This window comes from Luteimonas sp. A501 (genome assembly GCF_054052085.1).
On the sequence record NZ_JBSVRI010000003.1, the window covers coordinates 94,074 to 110,508 of the forward strand.

Here is a 16,435-nt window from a genome sequence, read left to right on the forward strand (position 1 = left end):
GTGGCGGATGTGGTGCGGCGTTACCCGGCGTCGGGCAGCCGCAGCGGGCCGAGCGCATCCAGTGCGGTCGACGGCGCGGCGGCGGCGCCGTAGGCCGGAAAGGCCACGGTGCTGTCACGGAAACTCTTCAGAGGCTGGCCCAGGCCCTGCCAGCCGCGTTCGCGGCAACGGCGCACATGGGCGAAGTCGACCTCGAACGCGATCACTTCCCGGCCGCTGCCGGCCTGGTGGATGACTTCGCCGCCCGGCCCGCAGACCACCGAACGGCCGACGCCCAGCGTGCCGGCGACGTTGATGTCGACGAAATAGACCTGGTTGGTGGCGGCGCTGGCGCGGGCGATCGCAAGCTCGGCGTCGCGGTCGATGGTGTTGGTCAGCGTGGGGTGCAGGATCACCTCCGCGCCCATGGCCGCCAGCGAGCGCGTGGTCTCCGGGAACCACATGTCGTAGCAGATCGACACCCCGAAGCGGCCGGCGCCGGGCACGTCGAACACCACGAACTCGCTGCCGGGCGCGACGTCGCGCTCATAGGGCGCAAACGGGAACATCTTGCGGTAGCGCGCGATGACCTTGCCCTCGGGATCGATCACCGGCGTGGTGTTGTAGACCGTGTCGCCGTCGCGCTCGTACAGCGAGCCGGGGATCAGCCAGATGCCGCTGTCGCGGGCAACGCCGCGCAGGATGTCTTCGGCGTCGCCGGGCAGGCACTGCGCGTGGGCGGTGTTGCCGCCAAAGCCGCACAGCTCGCCCAGCATCACCATCCGCACCCACGGGAAGCGCTTGGCGACCTGGGTCACCTCCCGGGCGATCCGTTCGATGTTGTCGCCGGGCGCGAGGTCGAGCTGCAGCCCGGCGATCCCGAAAGTGGATGAAGCGTCCCTGTTGGCCAAGGCGTGGTCCTGTTCGATGTGCACGAGGCCGACGGTGGCCTGCCTTCGCGTCCGCGCTTAGATCCAGTTGGGGTCAAGCGGTAGGGCCAGTGCGTCTACTTGCGCCGGCGCGTGCCCGGTTTGCGCGTCAGCAGCGCGGTGTCCACCAGCAGGCGGTCTTCGCCGTAGAAGCGCACCTGGTCGCCATCCAGCAGCACGGTGAAACCCGAGGCTTCGCCATAGGCCCAGGAGCGCCACTGGCGGTACCAGCGGCCGTCCTCGATCCACCAGTGGCCCTGGTCGCGGTCTTCGTCGGTGTAGCCGGCGGTGCCCGACAGCCCGCCTTCGGCGTGGATCTCCAGCGTGCACGGCTCGCCGTAGACGGTGCTGTAAAGCAGGCTGCTGCCGGCCATCAGCCGTCGCAGGGCCTTGTCGTCAAGCGGCGCGCCGGCTTCGTCGTCGAGGCGGCGCGAGGCCGGTGCCAGATCACCGCGTACCAGGCGCGCGAGGCTGCGCACGCCCTCGCGGATGCGGTCGGCCGGCACTCCGGTCACGCCCATGCACAGCGCTTCGCGGCCGTCGGCATAGCGCAGCGGCTCGACCAGCACGCCGACCAGGGCCGCCTGCCGCGCCAGTTCGTGCGCATCCATGTCCACGCCCAGGCTGACGCGGTAGGCGCTTGCGCCGGGCGAGGTCTCGATGACCACCAGTTCGTGCAGGTAGTGGTTGAGCGCGTCGCGCAGAGCGGTGCGGCGCTCGGCGAGAATGCGGCCGGCGCGCACCAGCGACGCCGAGTAGTGCCCCAGGCCGATGAAATAGGCCCAGGCCCGCTGCAGCACGCGCGGCGGAACGGCGCCCTGGTGGCGGCGGATGCGGCGCGCACGCTCGATGAAGACCGCCGGCGCCACCAGCACCCCGGGGGGTTCGCCGCAGGACGCCGAGGGCGCCAGGCTGCCGACGTAGACCACGCGCCCCTCCTGGTCGAGCGCGCGCAGCGCCGGTGCCACGCGGCCGCCGTCCTGCACGCCCGCCGGCACATCCTGTTCGATCAGGAGGCCGTCGGCCTCGGCCACCCGCTTGAGCAGCCTTTGCGGCCAGTCGGAGCCGGCGGCGATGCCGTGGCGCGCGCTGGTGACCACCACCGCGCCCTGCGGCAGCGGCGTGCGCAGGGCCGGGTCCAGGATCGAGACCTCGACGTTGCGCCGGCGCAGGCGGCGCTCGAGTTCAGGGTCGGTCGGCCGCTCCAGCACCACCGGCGTGCCGCGCCGGACCAGGATCTCGCCGGCGATCTGCAGCGCCTGGCGGCCGGACAACGTCACCAGCACCTCGTCGGTGCCGGCTTCGATGCCGCGCATCGGCAGCACCTTGCCGCGCATCTCCTCGACGAGCATCGAATCGTCGCGGCTGCCGGCCTCCAGCGGCCACTGCACTACTTCATGGCGCGAGCCGGCCAGGCGGATCGCCTCGCTCCACTCGGCCACCGGCGCCAGTTCCGCATCCACGCGCCCGTCGATGAAAGGATAGGGATAGCGGTGCCAGTGCTGCGGGCAGCGGAAGCCGGCTTCGTCCGACGCCGGGCGCATGCGCAGCGACAGCGGCGACACCGGCGCGATCCCGCGCGCCGCGCGTCCCACCGCCGAGCCCGGCGCGCCGGCCGATACGAACAGCCCGCTGCGCGGCCGGCTGGCGAGGTGGCCTTCGGCGATCAGCGCGTCATAGGCCAGGCTGACGGTGTTGCGCGAAACGCCGATGCGCTCGGCCAGCAGGCGCGACGACGGCAGCCGCCGCCCCGGGCGCAGCGCACCGCGGTGGATGGCGTCGATCACCTGTTGCCGCAGCTGCTGCTGCAGGCTCAGGGGGCTGCCCGGGTCCAGGGTGATCGACAGCAGCTCGGTGGTGCCGGGTTCGTTGCTCATCGCGCTCCTAGTCGGCCTTCAGGGCCTCTTCCAGCAGCGCCATGCCCTCGTCGAACACCGCGTCGGGAATGGTCAGCGGGTACAGCAGGCGGATCGATTCGCCGAGGTTGCCGCAGCCCAGCAGCACCAGGCCCAGCGCATGCGCGCGCTGCAGCACGGCGCGCGTGGCCGCGGGGTCGGGCTCGGCTGCGCCACGCCTGGCCAGCAGGTCGAAGGCGAGCATCGAGCCGAGGCCGCGGACGTTGCCGATCGGCCTCAGGTCGTCGCGTGCCGCGAAGGCCGCGAGGCGTTCTTCCACGCGTGCACCCAACACGCGCGCGCGCTCCAGCAGCGCCTCGTCCTCGATCACGTCCAGCACCGCCAGCGCGGCGGCGCAGGCGATTGGCGAGCCGGCATAGGTGCCGCCCAGCCCGCCGGGCTCGGCCGCATCCATCAGTTCGGCGCGACCGGTCACGCCCGACAGCGGGAAGCCGCCGGCCAGCGACTTGGCGACCACGATCAGGTCCGGGTGCACGCCGCTGTGCTCGATGCCGAACATGCGGCCGGTGCGCGCGAACCCGGTCTGCACCTCGTCGGCGACCAGGACGATGCCGTGCTCGTCGGCGATCGCCCGAAGCGCGACCAGCAGCTCGGTGGGCGCGGGCAGGAAGCCGCCCTCGCCCTGCACCGGCTCGATGACGATCGCCGCCACTTCGTCCGGCGACACGTCGGTGCGGAACAGCGCGTCCAGCGCTTCGAGGCTCTGCGCCACCGTGCTGCCCTTGTGCGCGGCCGGGAACGGCAGGTGGAACACGCCGCCCGGCATCGGCCCGAAGCCGCGCTTGTAAGGCACGGTCTTGCCGGTCATCGCCATGGCCATGAAGCTGCGGCCATGGAAGCCGCCGGAGAAGGCGATCACCGCATGCCGGCGGGTCGCGGCGCGGGCGATCTTGACCGCGTTCTCCACCGCCTCGGCGCCGGTCGAGAACAGGATGGTCTTGGCCGGGCCGTCGATCGGGGCCAGCGCGTTCAGGCGTTCGGCCAGCGCCACGTAGGGCTCGTAGGCCATCACCTGGAAGGCGGTGTGGGTGTAGAGGCCCAGCTGCTCCTGCACCGCGGCCATCACTTTCGGATGGCGGTGGCCGACGTTGAGCACGGCGATGCCGCCGGCGAAATCGACCAGGCGCCGGCCCTCGGTGTCCCACAGCTCGGCGTTCTCGGCGCGGGCGGCGAAGTTGGGCATCGCGGTGGCCACGCCGCGCGGGATCGCGGTGGCGCGCCGCTGCAGCAGGTCTTGGTTGTCGGTCACGGTCTGGGCTCCTTGGTGATGGGGCCAGACTGCGAGGGCCGCGGGGGTGGTCATAGGGCCAGTGAATGACAGTTGATGGGGCCAGAGTCGCGGCGTGCGGGGTTGTCGTCAACCGCCGCGGGGTGGCTTTGGTTGACAGTGGGGAGCGCGGTTTCCAGACTTCCCGGTCCACCGCGTCGATTCCAGCCGGAAAAGCCCCCATGCCCGCCCCCCGCGATGCCCGCAAATCGCGCCGCCAGTTGCTCCACCAGACGCCGGCGGCCACGTGACCGCCAGCCTGCACATCGACGTCCGCGGCCGCGGCGCGCCGCTGGTGCTGCTACACGGCTGGGCGATGCACGGCGGCGTGTTCGCACCTCTGGTCGAACGCCTGGCCGATCGCTTCGAGCTGCACCTGGTCGACCTGCCGGGCCACGGCCGCAGCCGCGACAGCGCGGTGCCGCTGGAGCCGGAGGCCGTGGTCGAGGCCGTGGCCGCGCGCGTGCCGGTGGCGCCGTGGCTGGGCTGGTCGCTGGGCGGCATGTTCGCCCTGCGCGCAGCGGCAACGCGGCCCGAACTGGTTCCAGGACTGGTGATGGTGTGTTCGGCGCCGCGCTTCGTGCGCGATGCTGCGGGAATCGCGGCTACATCCGCGATCGACGACACAGGCCGCTACGGCATGTCACCCGAAATCTTTGCCGGTTTCGCCGAAGGCCTGCGCAGCGACTACCACGGCACGCTCGAACGCTTCATCGCGCTGGAAGCCTTCGGCTCCGACGACCCCCGTGGCGAACTGCGTGCGCTGCGCAGCGAGGTGTTCGCGCGCGGCGAGCCGCCAGCTGCAGCACTCGCGCGGGGACTCGACCTGCTGCATGAAATCGACCAGCGGCCGCTGCTGCCGATGCTCGAGGTGCCCAGCCTCTGGATCGCCGGCCGCCGCGACCGCGTGGTTGATCCGCGCGCCATGCGCGCCGCAGCCGAACGCGCCCCCGGTGCCGGGTTCGTCCAGATCGAACACGGCGGCCACGCGCCGTTCCTGACCCATGCCGACGAGGTCGCCGACGCGATCGCCGGTTTCCTCGCACGGGCGCGACTCGACGCGGCGGCCGTGCCCGTCGACACACAGGCGGGGACCGCATGAACCACATCTTCGACCGCCAGCAGGTCCGCCGCGCCTTCTCGCGCGCGGCCAGCAGCTACTCCGCCGCCGCCGACCTGCAGCGCGAGGTCGAGTCGCGCCTGCTGGAATCGCTGGAATACCTCGGCGAGCAGGCGCCGGCGGACATCGTCGACCTCGGCAGCGGCCCCGGTACCGCCGCGGTCGCGCTGCGCCAGCGCTGGCCGAAGGCGCGCGTGGTCGCGATCGACCTCGCCCTGCCGATGCTGCGCCAGGTCGCGCCCAAGCGCGGCTGGAACCCGCTGCAGCGCCCGATCGACCGCATCTGCGCCGACGCGCGCGCGCTGCCGCTGGCCGACGACAGCGTCGACCTGATCTTCAGCAACCTGTGCCTGCAGTGGGTCGAGGACCTGGACGCGCTGTTCGCCGGCTTCCGCCGCGTGTTGCGCCCCGGCGGGATGCTGCTGTGCTCGACCTTCGGCCCCGGCACCCTGCACGAGCTGCGCGCGGCCTTCGCCGAGGCCGATCGGGAAGCCGCGCACGTGTCGCCGTTCGCCGGCATCGCCGAGTTCGGCGATGCGCTGATGCGCGCCGGCTTCCGCGATCCCGTGCTCGATCGCGACGTCGATGTGCATGGCCACGCCGAGATGGCCGGGCTGATGCGCGGACTGCGCGAGCTCGGCGCCACCAATGCCCTGGCCACCAGGCGCCGCGCGTTGACCGGCCGCGGACGCTTCGTTGCCGCACGGGCCGCCTACGAGCAGTGGCGTGGCGACGACGGCCTGCTGCCTGCCACCTGGGAAACCATCACCGCGATGGCCTGGGCGCCGGCGCACGGCCAGCCGATCCGCGAAGGCGGCGAGGACGTGGCGCGCTTCCCCGCATCGGGCATCCCGGTGCGCCGACGCCGGGGTTGAGGCGCGCGCGCGCGGCGGCCACGGTTCATCCAGCGCCGCATGCCGCTGCTTACACTCGCGCCATGCCGACTGTCGTCCCTCAGCCTCTCCCTGCCGGTCCCGCTCTCCGCAGCCCGGCCATCCCGGCACGCGCGCCGCTGTCCCCGCGCCGGCGCTCGCTGCGTGCGGTGCCTGCCATGTGCGCCATCCTTCTTGGGACCTGCGTCGCGCTGCCGGTGTCCGCGCAGCGCTATTCGATCGACCTGTCGCAGCTCGATCCCGCCGCGGTGCTGTCGCTGGGCGACGAAGTCCTGCTGCGCGCACCCGATCCGGCCATCGACCGCCTGTTCAAGGCCGTCCACGCCAGTTCGCGCTCCGACACCGAGTCCGGCGCCCTGTGCGCGCTGTTCGATCCCGGCGCCGCGCGTGACGTGGCCGCCTTCCAGCGCGCCGTCGACCGCCTCGATGACGCCAGCCGTGAGCGCTTCGCCCTGGCCTTCACTGACATCGCGATGACCGGCCTGCAGGGCCAGGTGCAGCCCTATGACCCGGAGCACGCCCGCCAGGTGCTGAAGTCGGCCGCGGTCAGCGCCACCTTCCTGCATGAGGGCTTCATGCTCGGCATGGCCAGCGAGGGCACTGACGAGGCCAGCCGCGAGGCGCGCTGCCGCTCGTTCCGCTGGCTCGTGGGCGTGCTTGACGGCCTGCCGCAGGCCGATCGTGCCGCGGCCACGCGCTGGCTGCTGCGCGAAGGCCTGACCCTGGTCGGCGATCCGCGCTGAGGCCGGTCAGTCGGGCGAGACCACCAGGTCGCGATGGAAGAAGTAGACCTCGCGCGCCAGGAAGCGCCACTGCGTGCGGAAGCTGCGGAAGCGGGTGCTCGGCGTCGGCGAACCGACGGCGTCGATGCCCAGCTGGCGGGCCAGGCGCAGCGCGCGCGCCATGTGCAGCGGGTCGCTGACCACGATCACGCGCTGCAGGCCGTGGTCGGACAGCAGGTCGCGACTGCGTGCCAGGTTCTGCCAGGTGGTCCGCGACAGGGTCTCGATCAGGATCGCCTGCTCGGGCACGCCGGCGCGGAGCGCGAAGGTGCGCGCGACCTGTGATTCGGAAAAACGTGCTCCGTCGCCGTAGCCGCCGGTGAACACCAGTACCGGCGCATGCCCCTGTTCGTACAGATCGATGCCGTGGCGGATGCGTTCGGTGAATACCGGTGAAGGCCGGGTGTCGTAGGCCGCCGCACCCAGGACCACGATGGCATCGGCGGGGCCGGCCTGGTCGCGGCTGCCGACGTGGACGATCCACGCCGCCACCCCGAGCAGCCAGAGCGTGGCCACCAACGCGAGCCGGAACAGCCAGCGCAGTCCCCGGCGCGGCCGCCGCCCCTGGTCGTGGCGCCTGCGGCGCCTCATGCGACCCACCGCGCTGCGTCGAGGCCCGCGCGCAAGCCGTCGCGGGCGGCGGAACCCGGTGCCGGGATGGCGCGCATGGGTGGAGCGGCCCGGGCCGCGGCGGCCAGGATGTCGTCGGGAATGGCCACGGCGGGAGACATGGGTCCAGACTAGCGGAGTTGAACGCATGGTTCAGCACCGACGCCCGTCAACCCGGGGTCAGGCCCTGTTCAATGGCCGGGGCCGACCCTGTGGTGGCACTCACCCTTGGGGGGGAAGCGACATGCGCAAGATCCTCATCGTCCTCGCCGTGGCCCTGTTGACCGGCTGCGCCACGGGCTATGGCTACAGCGATTACGCCGGCTACGGCTACGGTGACTACTACTACGGCGATTCGTCGTACTACGACGACGGCTATTACGCGCCCTACGGCGGGTATGGCTACGGTTCCGGTTACTACGGCGGCCCCGCCTACGGTGCGCCCGGGTACTACCGGGCCCGCGGATACTACGGCGGGCTGTACGGATCCTGGAGCTATCCCTGGTACAGCGGGTATTCCCGTTACGGCTACGGTTGGCCCGGGTATTACCGCCCGCACCGTCCGCACCGCCCGCCGAACCACAACCGTCCCCCGCGTGACGACGGCGCTCCGCCGATGAGCCGGCCCCTGCCTCCACAGCAGGTGCCGGGTGCGGACACCGCGGCGCGTCCGCGCGACCGTCTGCGCGAGCTGCGTGAGAACCGGCGGCCGGTGGCACCGCCGCGCGGTGGCAATGGCCCCGTGCGGATGTCCACCCCTTCGCGCGCGATGCCGGGTCGGGCCGCACCGACAAGAACCACGCCGTCCCGCGTATCGGCTCCGTTGCCGGCGACGCCACGGACATCGGCAACTCGTTCCGCCACGCCGCGGGTGTCGTCACCGGCACATGCGCGGCCCGCGCCCGCGCGCCCGATGCCGCAGGTTGCACCGTCACGCCCGGCAACGCCGCGCTCGGCCCCTTCAAGGCGGTCGCCTGAAGCCGCGCGTACCCGGGTACGGGAGGAGTAGCGCGACGGGATGCCGCAATCGGCGCTTTTGCGCTTGCGCACGGACGCCAGTCGTCGCAAGCTAGGGCCGACTGACCGGTTGCGTCGCTTCCTGACGTAATACGGGGTGACCAATGTCGACACCCGGCGGGGGATCCCGGATCCCCCCTGTTCCGCTCCCGCCGGGGGTCGGCTCCAGACAAGGCGCAATGCGCCGCCCGGAGCCCGGGAAAAAAACGGGGCCGAACGTCCCCCGACGTTCGGCCCCTTCGCTTCCCCTGGATGCGCTTGGCCAGCCCTGTTCCAATCTCCGGCCACGCCCCCTGGGCGATTGCCATCCCGGGTGCGCCTGTATCGGACGCAGGTAGCGTGCCAACTTTCCCGGCGGTCGATGCCCGTCCGCCTCCAAGCGCCATAATTGCGATATGGATCACAACTTCCACCGCCACGACGTCATCGTCATCGGCGGCGGCCACGCCGGCACCGAAGCCGCGCTGGCCGCCGCGCGTGCGGGTGCGCGCACGCTGCTGCTGACCCACAGCATCGAGACCATCGGTGCCATGAGCTGCAATCCCGCGATTGGCGGCATCGGCAAGGGCCACCTCGTGCGCGAGATCGATGCGCTGGGCGGCGTCATGGCGCGCGCCGCCGATGCCGCCGGCATCCAGTGGCGGCGACTCAATGCGTCCAAGGGCCCCGCGGTGCGCGCCACGCGCTGCCAGGCCGATCGCGCGCTGTACCGGGCCTTCATCCGCAGCGCGGTGGAAGCACAGCCGAACCTGAGCGTGTTCCAGGCCGCGGTCGACGACCTGGTGATCGAGGGCGGCGCGGTGCGTGGCGCCATCACCAACACCGGCCTGCGCTTCGAGGCGCCGGCGGTGGTCCTGACCGCGGGGACGTTCCTGGCTGGCCGCATCCACGTCGGTGAAGCGCAGCACGCCGGCGGTCGCATGGGTGATCCGCCCTCGGTGCGCCTGGCCGAACGCCTGCGCGAAGGCCCCTTCGTGGTCGACCGGCTGAAGACCGGCACGCCGCCGCGCATCGACGGCCGCAGCCTCGACTACTCGGTGATGGTCGAGCAGCCCGGCGACGATCCGCGCCCGGTGTTCTCGTTCATGGGTTCGCACGCCGACCATCCGCGTCAGGTCTCGTGCTGGATCACCCAGACCACGCAGCGCACGCACGACATCATCCGCGGCGCGCTGCACCGCTCGCCGCTGTACTCCGGGCAGATCGAAGGCACCGGACCGCGCTACTGCCCGTCGATCGAAGACAAGGTGGTGCGCTTCGCCGAGAAGGCCAGCCACCAGGTGTTTGTCGAGCCCGAGGGCCTGGACGTGGCCGAGATCTATCCCAACGGCATCTCGACCTCGCTGCCCTTCGACGTGCAGCTGGAGCTGGTGCGCTCGGTGCAGGGCTTCGAGCGCGCGCACATCACCCGGCCGGGCTATGCGATCGAATACGACTTCTTCGATCCGCGCGGGCTGAAGGCCACGCTGGAGACCAAGGCCGTGGCCGGGCTGTACTTCGCCGGCCAGATCAACGGCACCACCGGATACGAAGAGGCCGCGGCGCAGGGCCTGCTCGCCGGCGCCAATGCCGCGCGCGCGGTGCAGGGCCACGAAGGTTTCGCGCCGCGCCGCGACCAGGCCTACATCGGCGTTCTGGTGGACGACCTCATCACCCACGGCACCGTCGAGCCCTACCGCATGTTCACCTCGCGCGCCGAGTACCGCCTGCAGCTGCGCGAGGACAACGCCGACCTGCGGCTGACGCCGGTGGGCCGCGAGCTGGGCCTGGTCGACGACGCGCGCTGGGACGGGTTCGCGCGCAAGCGCGACGCGGTGGCCGCGGAGACGCAGCGGCTTGGCGCCTTGTGGGCCTCGCCGAACAACGCCGCGGGGCGCGACGCGTCCGCAGTGCTGGGCATCGACATCAGCCGCGAGTGCAGCGGCCTGGACCTGCTGCGCCGGCCGGAGCTTGGCTACGCGAAGCTCGCCGCGGTGCCGTCGTTCGGTCCCGCGGTGGACGATCCCGCGGTCGCCGAACAGGTCGAGATCGAAGCCAAGTACTCCGGCTACCTCGAGCGCCAGCGCGAGGAGATCGCACGCCAGCAGCGCAGCGAAGGCGCGGTGATCGGCGACGGCTTCGACTATGCCGCCGTGCGCGGGCTGTCGGCCGAGCTGCGCCAGAAGCTGGAGCAGGTGCGGCCGCAGACCATCGGCCAGGCGCAGCGCATCCCGGGCATGACCCCGGCGGCGATCTCGCTGCTGCTGGTGCATCTGGAGCGCGCGCGGCGCATCGCCGCGGCCTGAGGGGTCTTCAGTCCGTCCCGGCCGTTGCCGCCGCGACGAATGCATCGTCCAGCCCGAGCGTGCCGAACAGTCCCGAACGCGTCCCCGTCAGCACCCGCAGCATCTGCGTACGGCCGCCGGGCATGCGCCCCATCGGCAGGAACGCCGCGTCCCGCAGCCGGGCCACGGTGTCGTGCCCGGACTGGAACAGCGGGGTCAGCCAGCGGCTCCACATCTGGTAGATCCAGACGTGCCGGCTGCGTTCGCGCTGGTACGCGTCCAGGGCGGCGGCTAGCGAGGCCTCGCGGCCCAGCGCAGCAGCCAGCGCGCGCGCGTCCATCAGCGCCATGTTCACGCCTTGGCCGAGCTGCGGGCTCATGGCGTGGGCGGCGTCGCCCACCAGCACCACGCGGCCCTGGTGCAGGCGGCGCATGGTGGTGTCGCGGTAGCGCGCCGGGGCCAGCTGCGCGGCACCGGTGATCCCGCCCAGGACATCGGACGCCTCCGGCCACAGCTGCTGCAGTTCGTCGTGCCAGGCGTCCAGGCCGGCGCGCTCCCAGTCCCCGAACGCATCCGTGCGCAGGCTCCAGAAGAAGCTCAGCTTGCGCGTCGGGTCCACCGTGCAGTGGCCGACGGGCAGCAGCCCGATCATCTTGCGCGCGGCCACGTAGCGCTGGCGCAGCTCGGCCACGTGCGGCCAGGCGCCGGCCGGCAGCAGGCACCACAGCGCGCCCCATGGATACGGCCGGTCGACCCGCGGCCGGTCGACGGTGCCGCGCAGCTGCGAGGCGGCGCCATCGGCGACCACCACCAGGTCGAACGGACCGTGTTCGCAGCCGCCGGCGTCGCGCAGCAGGCCGCGGTCCGGATCCACCGAAACGATGTCGCAGCCGGCCTGCAGCCGCGCGGCGCGCTCGGGCCAGGCGCGCGCGAGGATCGAGAACAGCGCGCCGCGCTGCAGGCCGACGCCGTACAGGCGGTCGTCGAGTCCGGCGTAGCGCATGTCCATCACCGCACGTCCGCAGGGCGTGTCGCCGAAGAGGCGGTCGACGCGGGCGCCATGGGCCAGCACCTCGTCCAGCAGGCCCATCCGCCACAGCTCCTGCAGGCCGCTGGGCTGCAGCAGGAAGCCCGCGCCCACCGGCCCCGGACGCGGTACGCGTTCGAAGACGGTGACGTCGTGGCCGTCGCGGGTGAGCTGCACGGCGCTGGCCTGGCCGGCGGTGCCGTAGCCGATGATGGCGATGCGCATGGGTGTGCAGTCTAGGGCCTGGAGCGCCGCCCTTGGGCTACTTCGCGCCGGGGTGGCGTTCCAGCCACTTGGCCAGCTGCTCGCGGTAGTACTGCAATTCTTCGGCGTAGGAATCGTTGACGCAGGGATCGCAGCCGCTGTCGCAGCAGTCGCTGGGCAAGGGCGCCTCGGGGGGCGTCGGGCGCGGATCGTTGTCGATGGTGTGCAGGATCTGGCTCATCACGCGCCATTGTCCCATCCGCGCCGCCCGCGTTGCACGCGTTGCAGGCGTCGACCGGAACCACGTTCAGCTTGTCAGCCGCGCCTGGCCCGGGGAGGATCGGACCAGGGCTGGCCATGCACTGCGCCGGCCCGACGCGCCCGCACATCACGACAAGGGAGCAACACCAGGGTGGTCGACGTGGAACCTCGCGGACGCCTGCGCGTCGACACCGAGCAGGGGGTGCTGCGCCTCTCGGTCATGGTGATCCTGCTGTTCGCCGGCCTGGGCATCGCCATGGGCCTGCTGTCGGGCTCGTTCGCGATCGTCTTCGACGGCGTGTACTCGCTGATCGATGCCTGCATGACCATGGTCGGCCTGCTGGTGGCGCGCCTGATCGCCGGTTCGACCGCGGGCGGCCTGCGCAACCAGCGGCTGGTCGAGCGCTTCACCATGGGCTTCTGGCACCTGGAGCCGATCGTGCTCGGGGTCGATGCGCTGCTGCTGACCGGCGCCGCGATCTACGCGCTGATCCACGCCGTGGACGCGTTCATGACCGGCGGCCGCGAGCTGCAGTTCGGCATGGCCATGGCCTACGCGGCGGCGACCACCGCGGTGAGCTTCGCCATGTGGCTGTTCCAGCTGCGCGCCAACCGGCGCATCCGCTCCGGCTTCGTCGCGCTCGACGCCAAGGGCTGGCTGATGTCGGCGCTGCTGGCGGGCGCGCTGCTGGTGGCGTTCGCGGTCGGGTGGCTGGTGGAAGGCACGACCCTGCACTGGATCACGCCCTACATCGATCCGGCGGTGCTGGCGCTGGTGTGCCTGGCGATCCTGCCGATGCCGCTGGGCACCATTCGCCAGGCGCTGGCCGACATCCTGCTGGTGACGCCGCCGGACCTGAAGCAGCATGTGGACGAGGTGGCCCGGGACGTGGTCCTGCGCCACGGCTTCGTCGATTTCCGCGCCTACGTGGCGCGGGTCGGGCGCGGCCGCCAGATCGAGCTGGTGTTCATCGTCCCGCCGGGCTCGCCCGCGCGCACGGTGGAGGCGTGGGACCGGCTGCGCGAGGAGATCAGCGACGCCATCGGCGGCGACATGCCCAACCGCTGGCTGACGGTCGAGTTCACCGCCGACCCGGAGTGGGCGGAGTAGGCCAGCGCGGGCGTCGTCGTCGGGGGCAGTTGTTACACTGGCGGGAAGACGTGGGACAGGGGCACGTTGAACGGCATGCCAAGCATGGATGCATCCAGGCGCTGCACTTCAGCGCGAGCTTTGCGAGTCCTGGCAGCGGCGGGGCTGGCATGCGCGTGGCTGGCGGCCATGCTTGCCCCGGGACCGGCCCGGGCCCTGGACCCGGCGCAGCCGACCGAGCGCTACGCCGTCACGCGCTGGAATGCGGACGACGGCCTGCCCCACGGCCAGGTCCATGCGATCGGCCAGGACGGCGACGGCTTCCTGTGGGTCGCGACCTGGGAAGGCACGGTGCGCTTCGACGGGCGCGATTTCCGCGAGGTCGAGGACCTCAACCACCCCGATGGCCGGCGCCTGGCGTCGCGCCAGATCATGCGCCACGGGGACGGCATGCTGGTGCTGGTCGACGATCTCGGCCTGATGCGCGTGCCCGATGGCGGGCAGGCCCGGCCGGCCTGCCCGGACGTCCCCGGACTGGAGGCTGTGCGCGTCGCGCCCGGCATCGACGGTGACTACTGGATCGTGGCCCGCGAAGGCCTGTACCGGGGCGACGCGGCCGGCGCCTGCGCCCGCGTCGACGATGGGAACGCGCTGGCGGCACTCGATGTGCTGGTGTTGCTGGCCCGTGCCGACGGCAGCCTGCTGGCCGGTAACCGCCACGGCCTGTACCGCTGGCACGAAGGGCGCATGGAGGCGCTGGGCGAACGCCTGGGCCTGCCCGCGGGCGAGATCCGGGGCCTGGAACAGGCGCAGGACGGCGCTCTGTGGATCGCCGGCGAACTCGGCGTCTGGCGGCTCCGCGGCGATCGCCTGGAGCGGCTGCGCAGCGGTGCGGCCGAAGGGCTCATCCAGGATCGGCAGGGCGCGCTCTGGGTCGCGGCCACCGACAGCACGCTGCTGCGCTACTGGCAGGGCGAATGGCAGCATCTGGACCAGCGCCACGGCATCGAAGGCTTCGCCTCGGGCGCGCTGTTCGAAGGGCGCGAGGGGCTGGTCTGGATGGGGACCACGCACGGCCTGTTCCGCGTGGGCGACGGGCCGGTCTGGGGCGTGGGCAAGGAGCAGGGCCTGCGCAACGATTTCGTCCGCAGCCTGGTGGAGACGGCCGACGGCCAGGTCTGGGTGGGGCATTCCGGCGGCTTGAGCCGCCTCCGCGATGGGCGGGTCGAGGTCGTGATGCCCCGGCCGGGATGGCCGTCGGCGTCCGTGCTGTCGCTGGCGCCGGCCTCCGATGGCGGGGTCTGGGCGGGCACCTACAACCGCGGCGTGATGCACCTTGACCCCGGTGCCGAGGCGCATGCGCGCGCGCTGGTCCCGGAAGGCAGCCCGCTGGCCACCGAGCATGTCCGCGCGCTGCTGGAGGATCCCGACGGGACGCTGTGGATCGGCACCGAGCGCGGGCTCACGGCCTGGCGGGACGGCCAGGCGGAGGCGCAGCCCTTCCCCACGCTGCCGACGCTTCCGGTCCGCGCCCTGCACCACGTCGACGACGGCACGCTGTGGATCGGCCTCCTTGGCGGGCTGGCACGACGCGGAGCCGATGGCCGCCTGCAGGTGCTGGAGCCGCAGGTCGATTTTCCGGCCCTGTCCGCCTTCGACTTCCTGTCCGATCCCGACGGCACGCTCTGGATTGCCAGCGATCGCGGCGTGCTGCGCCACCGCGATGGCGCCTTCACGCTCTACGGGCGGCGGCAGGGGCTGACCGGTAGCGCACTGTTCCGGATCCTTTCCGACGACTTCGGCAATCTCTGGGTCAGCAGCAACGAGGGCGTGAGCCGGATACCGCGTGCCTCGTTCGACGAAATCGACCGCGGCGATGCGATGCAGCTGGACATGCAGTCCTTCACCCGCGACGACGGCATGCCCAGCCGCCAGTCCAACGGCGGCAGCTCGCCGGCCGGCTGGCGCATGGCCAGCGGCGAACTGTGGATGCCGACCGCGGCCGGCATCGCGGTCTTCGATCCAGCCCGGGTCGTGGATGCGGCCGCCGGCAACGTTTCGCTGGTGATCGACCGGGTCCTGGTCGACGGTGCGCCGGCGACGGACGTCCCGCCCGGCGGGCGCGTGCAGATCCAGTACACCGGCGTCAGCCAGCGCAGTCCGAACAGCCTGCGCTACCGCTACCGGATGCAGGGCGTCGACGCCGACTGGATCGAGGCCGGCTCGGCCGGCGAAGTGGCCTACACCCATCTGCCGGCGGGCACCCTGCGCTTCGAGGTCCAGGTGGCGCGCGCACCGGCCGACTGGTCGCGCCCGGCCAACCAGGCGCAGGTCGAGCTGCGGGTTGCGACGCCCTGGTGGGCGCGTACGTCGGTTCGCCTGCTGGGCGCGTGCCTGCTGGCGCTGCTGCTGGCGGGCACGCACGCCTGGCTGGGTCGCCGCCAGCGCGGGCGCCAGCGGCGGCTGGAGTCGAAGGTCGCACAGCGGACCGAGGAGCTGCGCGAGAAGAACGCCGAACTCGAACAGGCCTCGCGCGAGCGCGAGCACCTGATGGAGCAGCTCGCCCACCAGGCCCACCACGATGCCCTGACGGGCCTGCCCAATCGCCGCGCCTGCGACCTGTGCCTGGAGTCCGCGGTGGCGCGCGCCGCCGCCACCGGCAGCCCGCTGTGCGTGGCGCTGCTCGACGTCGACCGCTTCAAGGCCATCAACGACCGCCACGGGCACCAGGCCGGCGACCAGATGCTGGCGCACGTGGGCGCGCGGCTGCGCGACTCCCTGCGGGACCCGTCGGTGTTCGTGGGGCGGACCGGCGGCGAGGAGTTCCTGGTGGTGCTCCACGACATGGGCCTGGACGAAGCCCTGCCGCGCCTGGAGCGGGCGCGGATGGAGATCGCCGCGATGCGGGTCGCATCGCCCGGCGACGACCTGGCGTGCACCATCAGCGCAGGCCTGGTGGAACGCGCCGGTGGCGAGCAGCCGGACGACCTGCTGCGACGCGCGGACGAGCGCCTGTACGAGGCCAAGCGCAGCGGCCGCGACCGCGTCGTCGCCGCCTGAGGCGGGCCGCATCCCCG

The 16,435-nt window shown here is 72.2% G+C and carries 13 protein-coding genes; 7 read left to right on the forward strand and 6 right to left on the reverse strand.

Translation table 11 applies throughout. The annotated features are described in order from the left end of the window. Positions 1 to 20 precede the first annotated feature (20 nt). From ACW7G5_RS10080 to gabT, 3 genes are all read right to left on the reverse strand, one after another. A complete protein-coding gene (locus ACW7G5_RS10080) occupies positions 21 to 890 on the reverse strand; it encodes a carbon-nitrogen hydrolase family protein (RefSeq protein WP_457004151.1) in 870 nt (289 codons plus the stop codon). A 95-nt stretch (positions 891 to 985) separates the two neighbouring features. Beyond that, entirely contained in the window at positions 986 to 2,785 is a 1,800-nt protein-coding gene (locus ACW7G5_RS10085; protein WP_457004153.1) for an aminotransferase-like domain-containing protein, read from the reverse strand. Positions 2,786 to 2,792: 7 nt separating this feature from the next. Then, on the reverse strand, positions 2,793 to 4,073 hold the full coding sequence (gene gabT, locus ACW7G5_RS10090; protein WP_457004155.1) for a 4-aminobutyrate--2-oxoglutarate transaminase: 1,281 nt from the start codon (positions 4,071 to 4,073) through the stop codon (positions 2,793 to 2,795). A 277-nt stretch (positions 4,074 to 4,350) separates the two neighbouring features. Here gabT and bioH point away from each other — a divergent pair, with 277 nt between their 5' ends. The 3 genes from bioH to ACW7G5_RS10105 all read left to right on the forward strand — a co-directional run bounded on the left by bioH (position 4,351) and on the right by ACW7G5_RS10105 (position 6,847). After that, a complete protein-coding gene (gene bioH / locus ACW7G5_RS10095) occupies positions 4,351 to 5,193 on the forward strand; it encodes a pimeloyl-ACP methyl ester esterase BioH (RefSeq protein ID WP_457004734.1) in 843 nt (280 codons plus the stop codon). Further along, positions 5,190 to 6,086 (forward strand): malonyl-ACP O-methyltransferase BioC, encoded by an 897-nt coding sequence (gene bioC / locus ACW7G5_RS10100; protein WP_457004157.1) that lies wholly within the window; start codon positions 5,190 to 5,192, stop codon positions 6,084 to 6,086. The genes bioH and bioC overlap by 4 nt, the downstream gene beginning before the upstream one ends. A 176-nt stretch (positions 6,087 to 6,262) precedes the next feature. After that, complete coding sequence (locus ACW7G5_RS10105) at positions 6,263 to 6,847, forward strand: hypothetical protein (RefSeq protein ID WP_457004159.1); 585 nt, start codon at positions 6,263 to 6,265, stop codon at positions 6,845 to 6,847. Between the two features lie 6 nt (positions 6,848 to 6,853). Here ACW7G5_RS10105 and ACW7G5_RS10110 read toward each other — a convergent pair whose 3' ends face one another. Further along, a complete protein-coding gene (locus ACW7G5_RS10110) occupies positions 6,854 to 7,477 on the reverse strand; it encodes a YdcF family protein (protein WP_457004161.1) in 624 nt (207 codons plus the stop codon). 262 nt (positions 7,478 to 7,739) lie between these two features. Here ACW7G5_RS10110 and ACW7G5_RS10115 point away from each other — a divergent pair, with 262 nt between their 5' ends. Both ACW7G5_RS10115 and mnmG read left to right on the forward strand, forming a co-directional pair. Further along, positions 7,740 to 8,504, forward strand: a complete 765-nt coding sequence (locus ACW7G5_RS10115; protein ID WP_457004162.1) for a hypothetical protein — start codon at positions 7,740 to 7,742, stop codon at positions 8,502 to 8,504. 403 nt (positions 8,505 to 8,907) lie between these two features. Then, entirely contained in the window at positions 8,908 to 10,797 is a 1,890-nt protein-coding gene (gene mnmG / locus ACW7G5_RS10120) for a tRNA uridine-5-carboxymethylaminomethyl(34) synthesis enzyme MnmG (protein WP_457004164.1), read from the forward strand. A 7-nt stretch (positions 10,798 to 10,804) separates the two neighbouring features. Here mnmG and ACW7G5_RS10125 read toward each other — a convergent pair whose 3' ends face one another. Together ACW7G5_RS10125 and ACW7G5_RS10130 are read right to left on the reverse strand one after the other, a co-directional pair. Continuing rightward, positions 10,805 to 12,028, reverse strand: coding sequence for an FAD-dependent oxidoreductase (locus ACW7G5_RS10125; RefSeq protein ID WP_457004166.1), 1,224 nt, complete (start codon positions 12,026 to 12,028; stop codon positions 10,805 to 10,807). Positions 12,029 to 12,065: 37 nt separating this feature from the next. Then, positions 12,066 to 12,248, reverse strand: a complete 183-nt coding sequence (locus ACW7G5_RS10130) for an oxidoreductase-like domain-containing protein (RefSeq protein ID WP_457004168.1) — start codon at positions 12,246 to 12,248, stop codon at positions 12,066 to 12,068. 180 nt (positions 12,249 to 12,428) lie between these two features. Here ACW7G5_RS10130 and ACW7G5_RS10135 point away from each other — a divergent pair, with 180 nt between their 5' ends. After that, positions 12,429 to 13,379, forward strand: a complete 951-nt coding sequence (locus tag ACW7G5_RS10135) for a cation diffusion facilitator family transporter (RefSeq protein ID WP_457004170.1) — start codon at positions 12,429 to 12,431, stop codon at positions 13,377 to 13,379. A 168-nt stretch (positions 13,380 to 13,547) separates the two neighbouring features. Then, the gene (locus tag ACW7G5_RS10140) at positions 13,548 to 16,418 is read left to right on the forward strand and encodes a diguanylate cyclase (protein ID WP_457004172.1); all 2,871 of its coding nucleotides are present in this window, start codon (positions 13,548 to 13,550) and stop codon (positions 16,416 to 16,418) included. Positions 16,419 to 16,435: the final 17 nt, after the last annotated feature.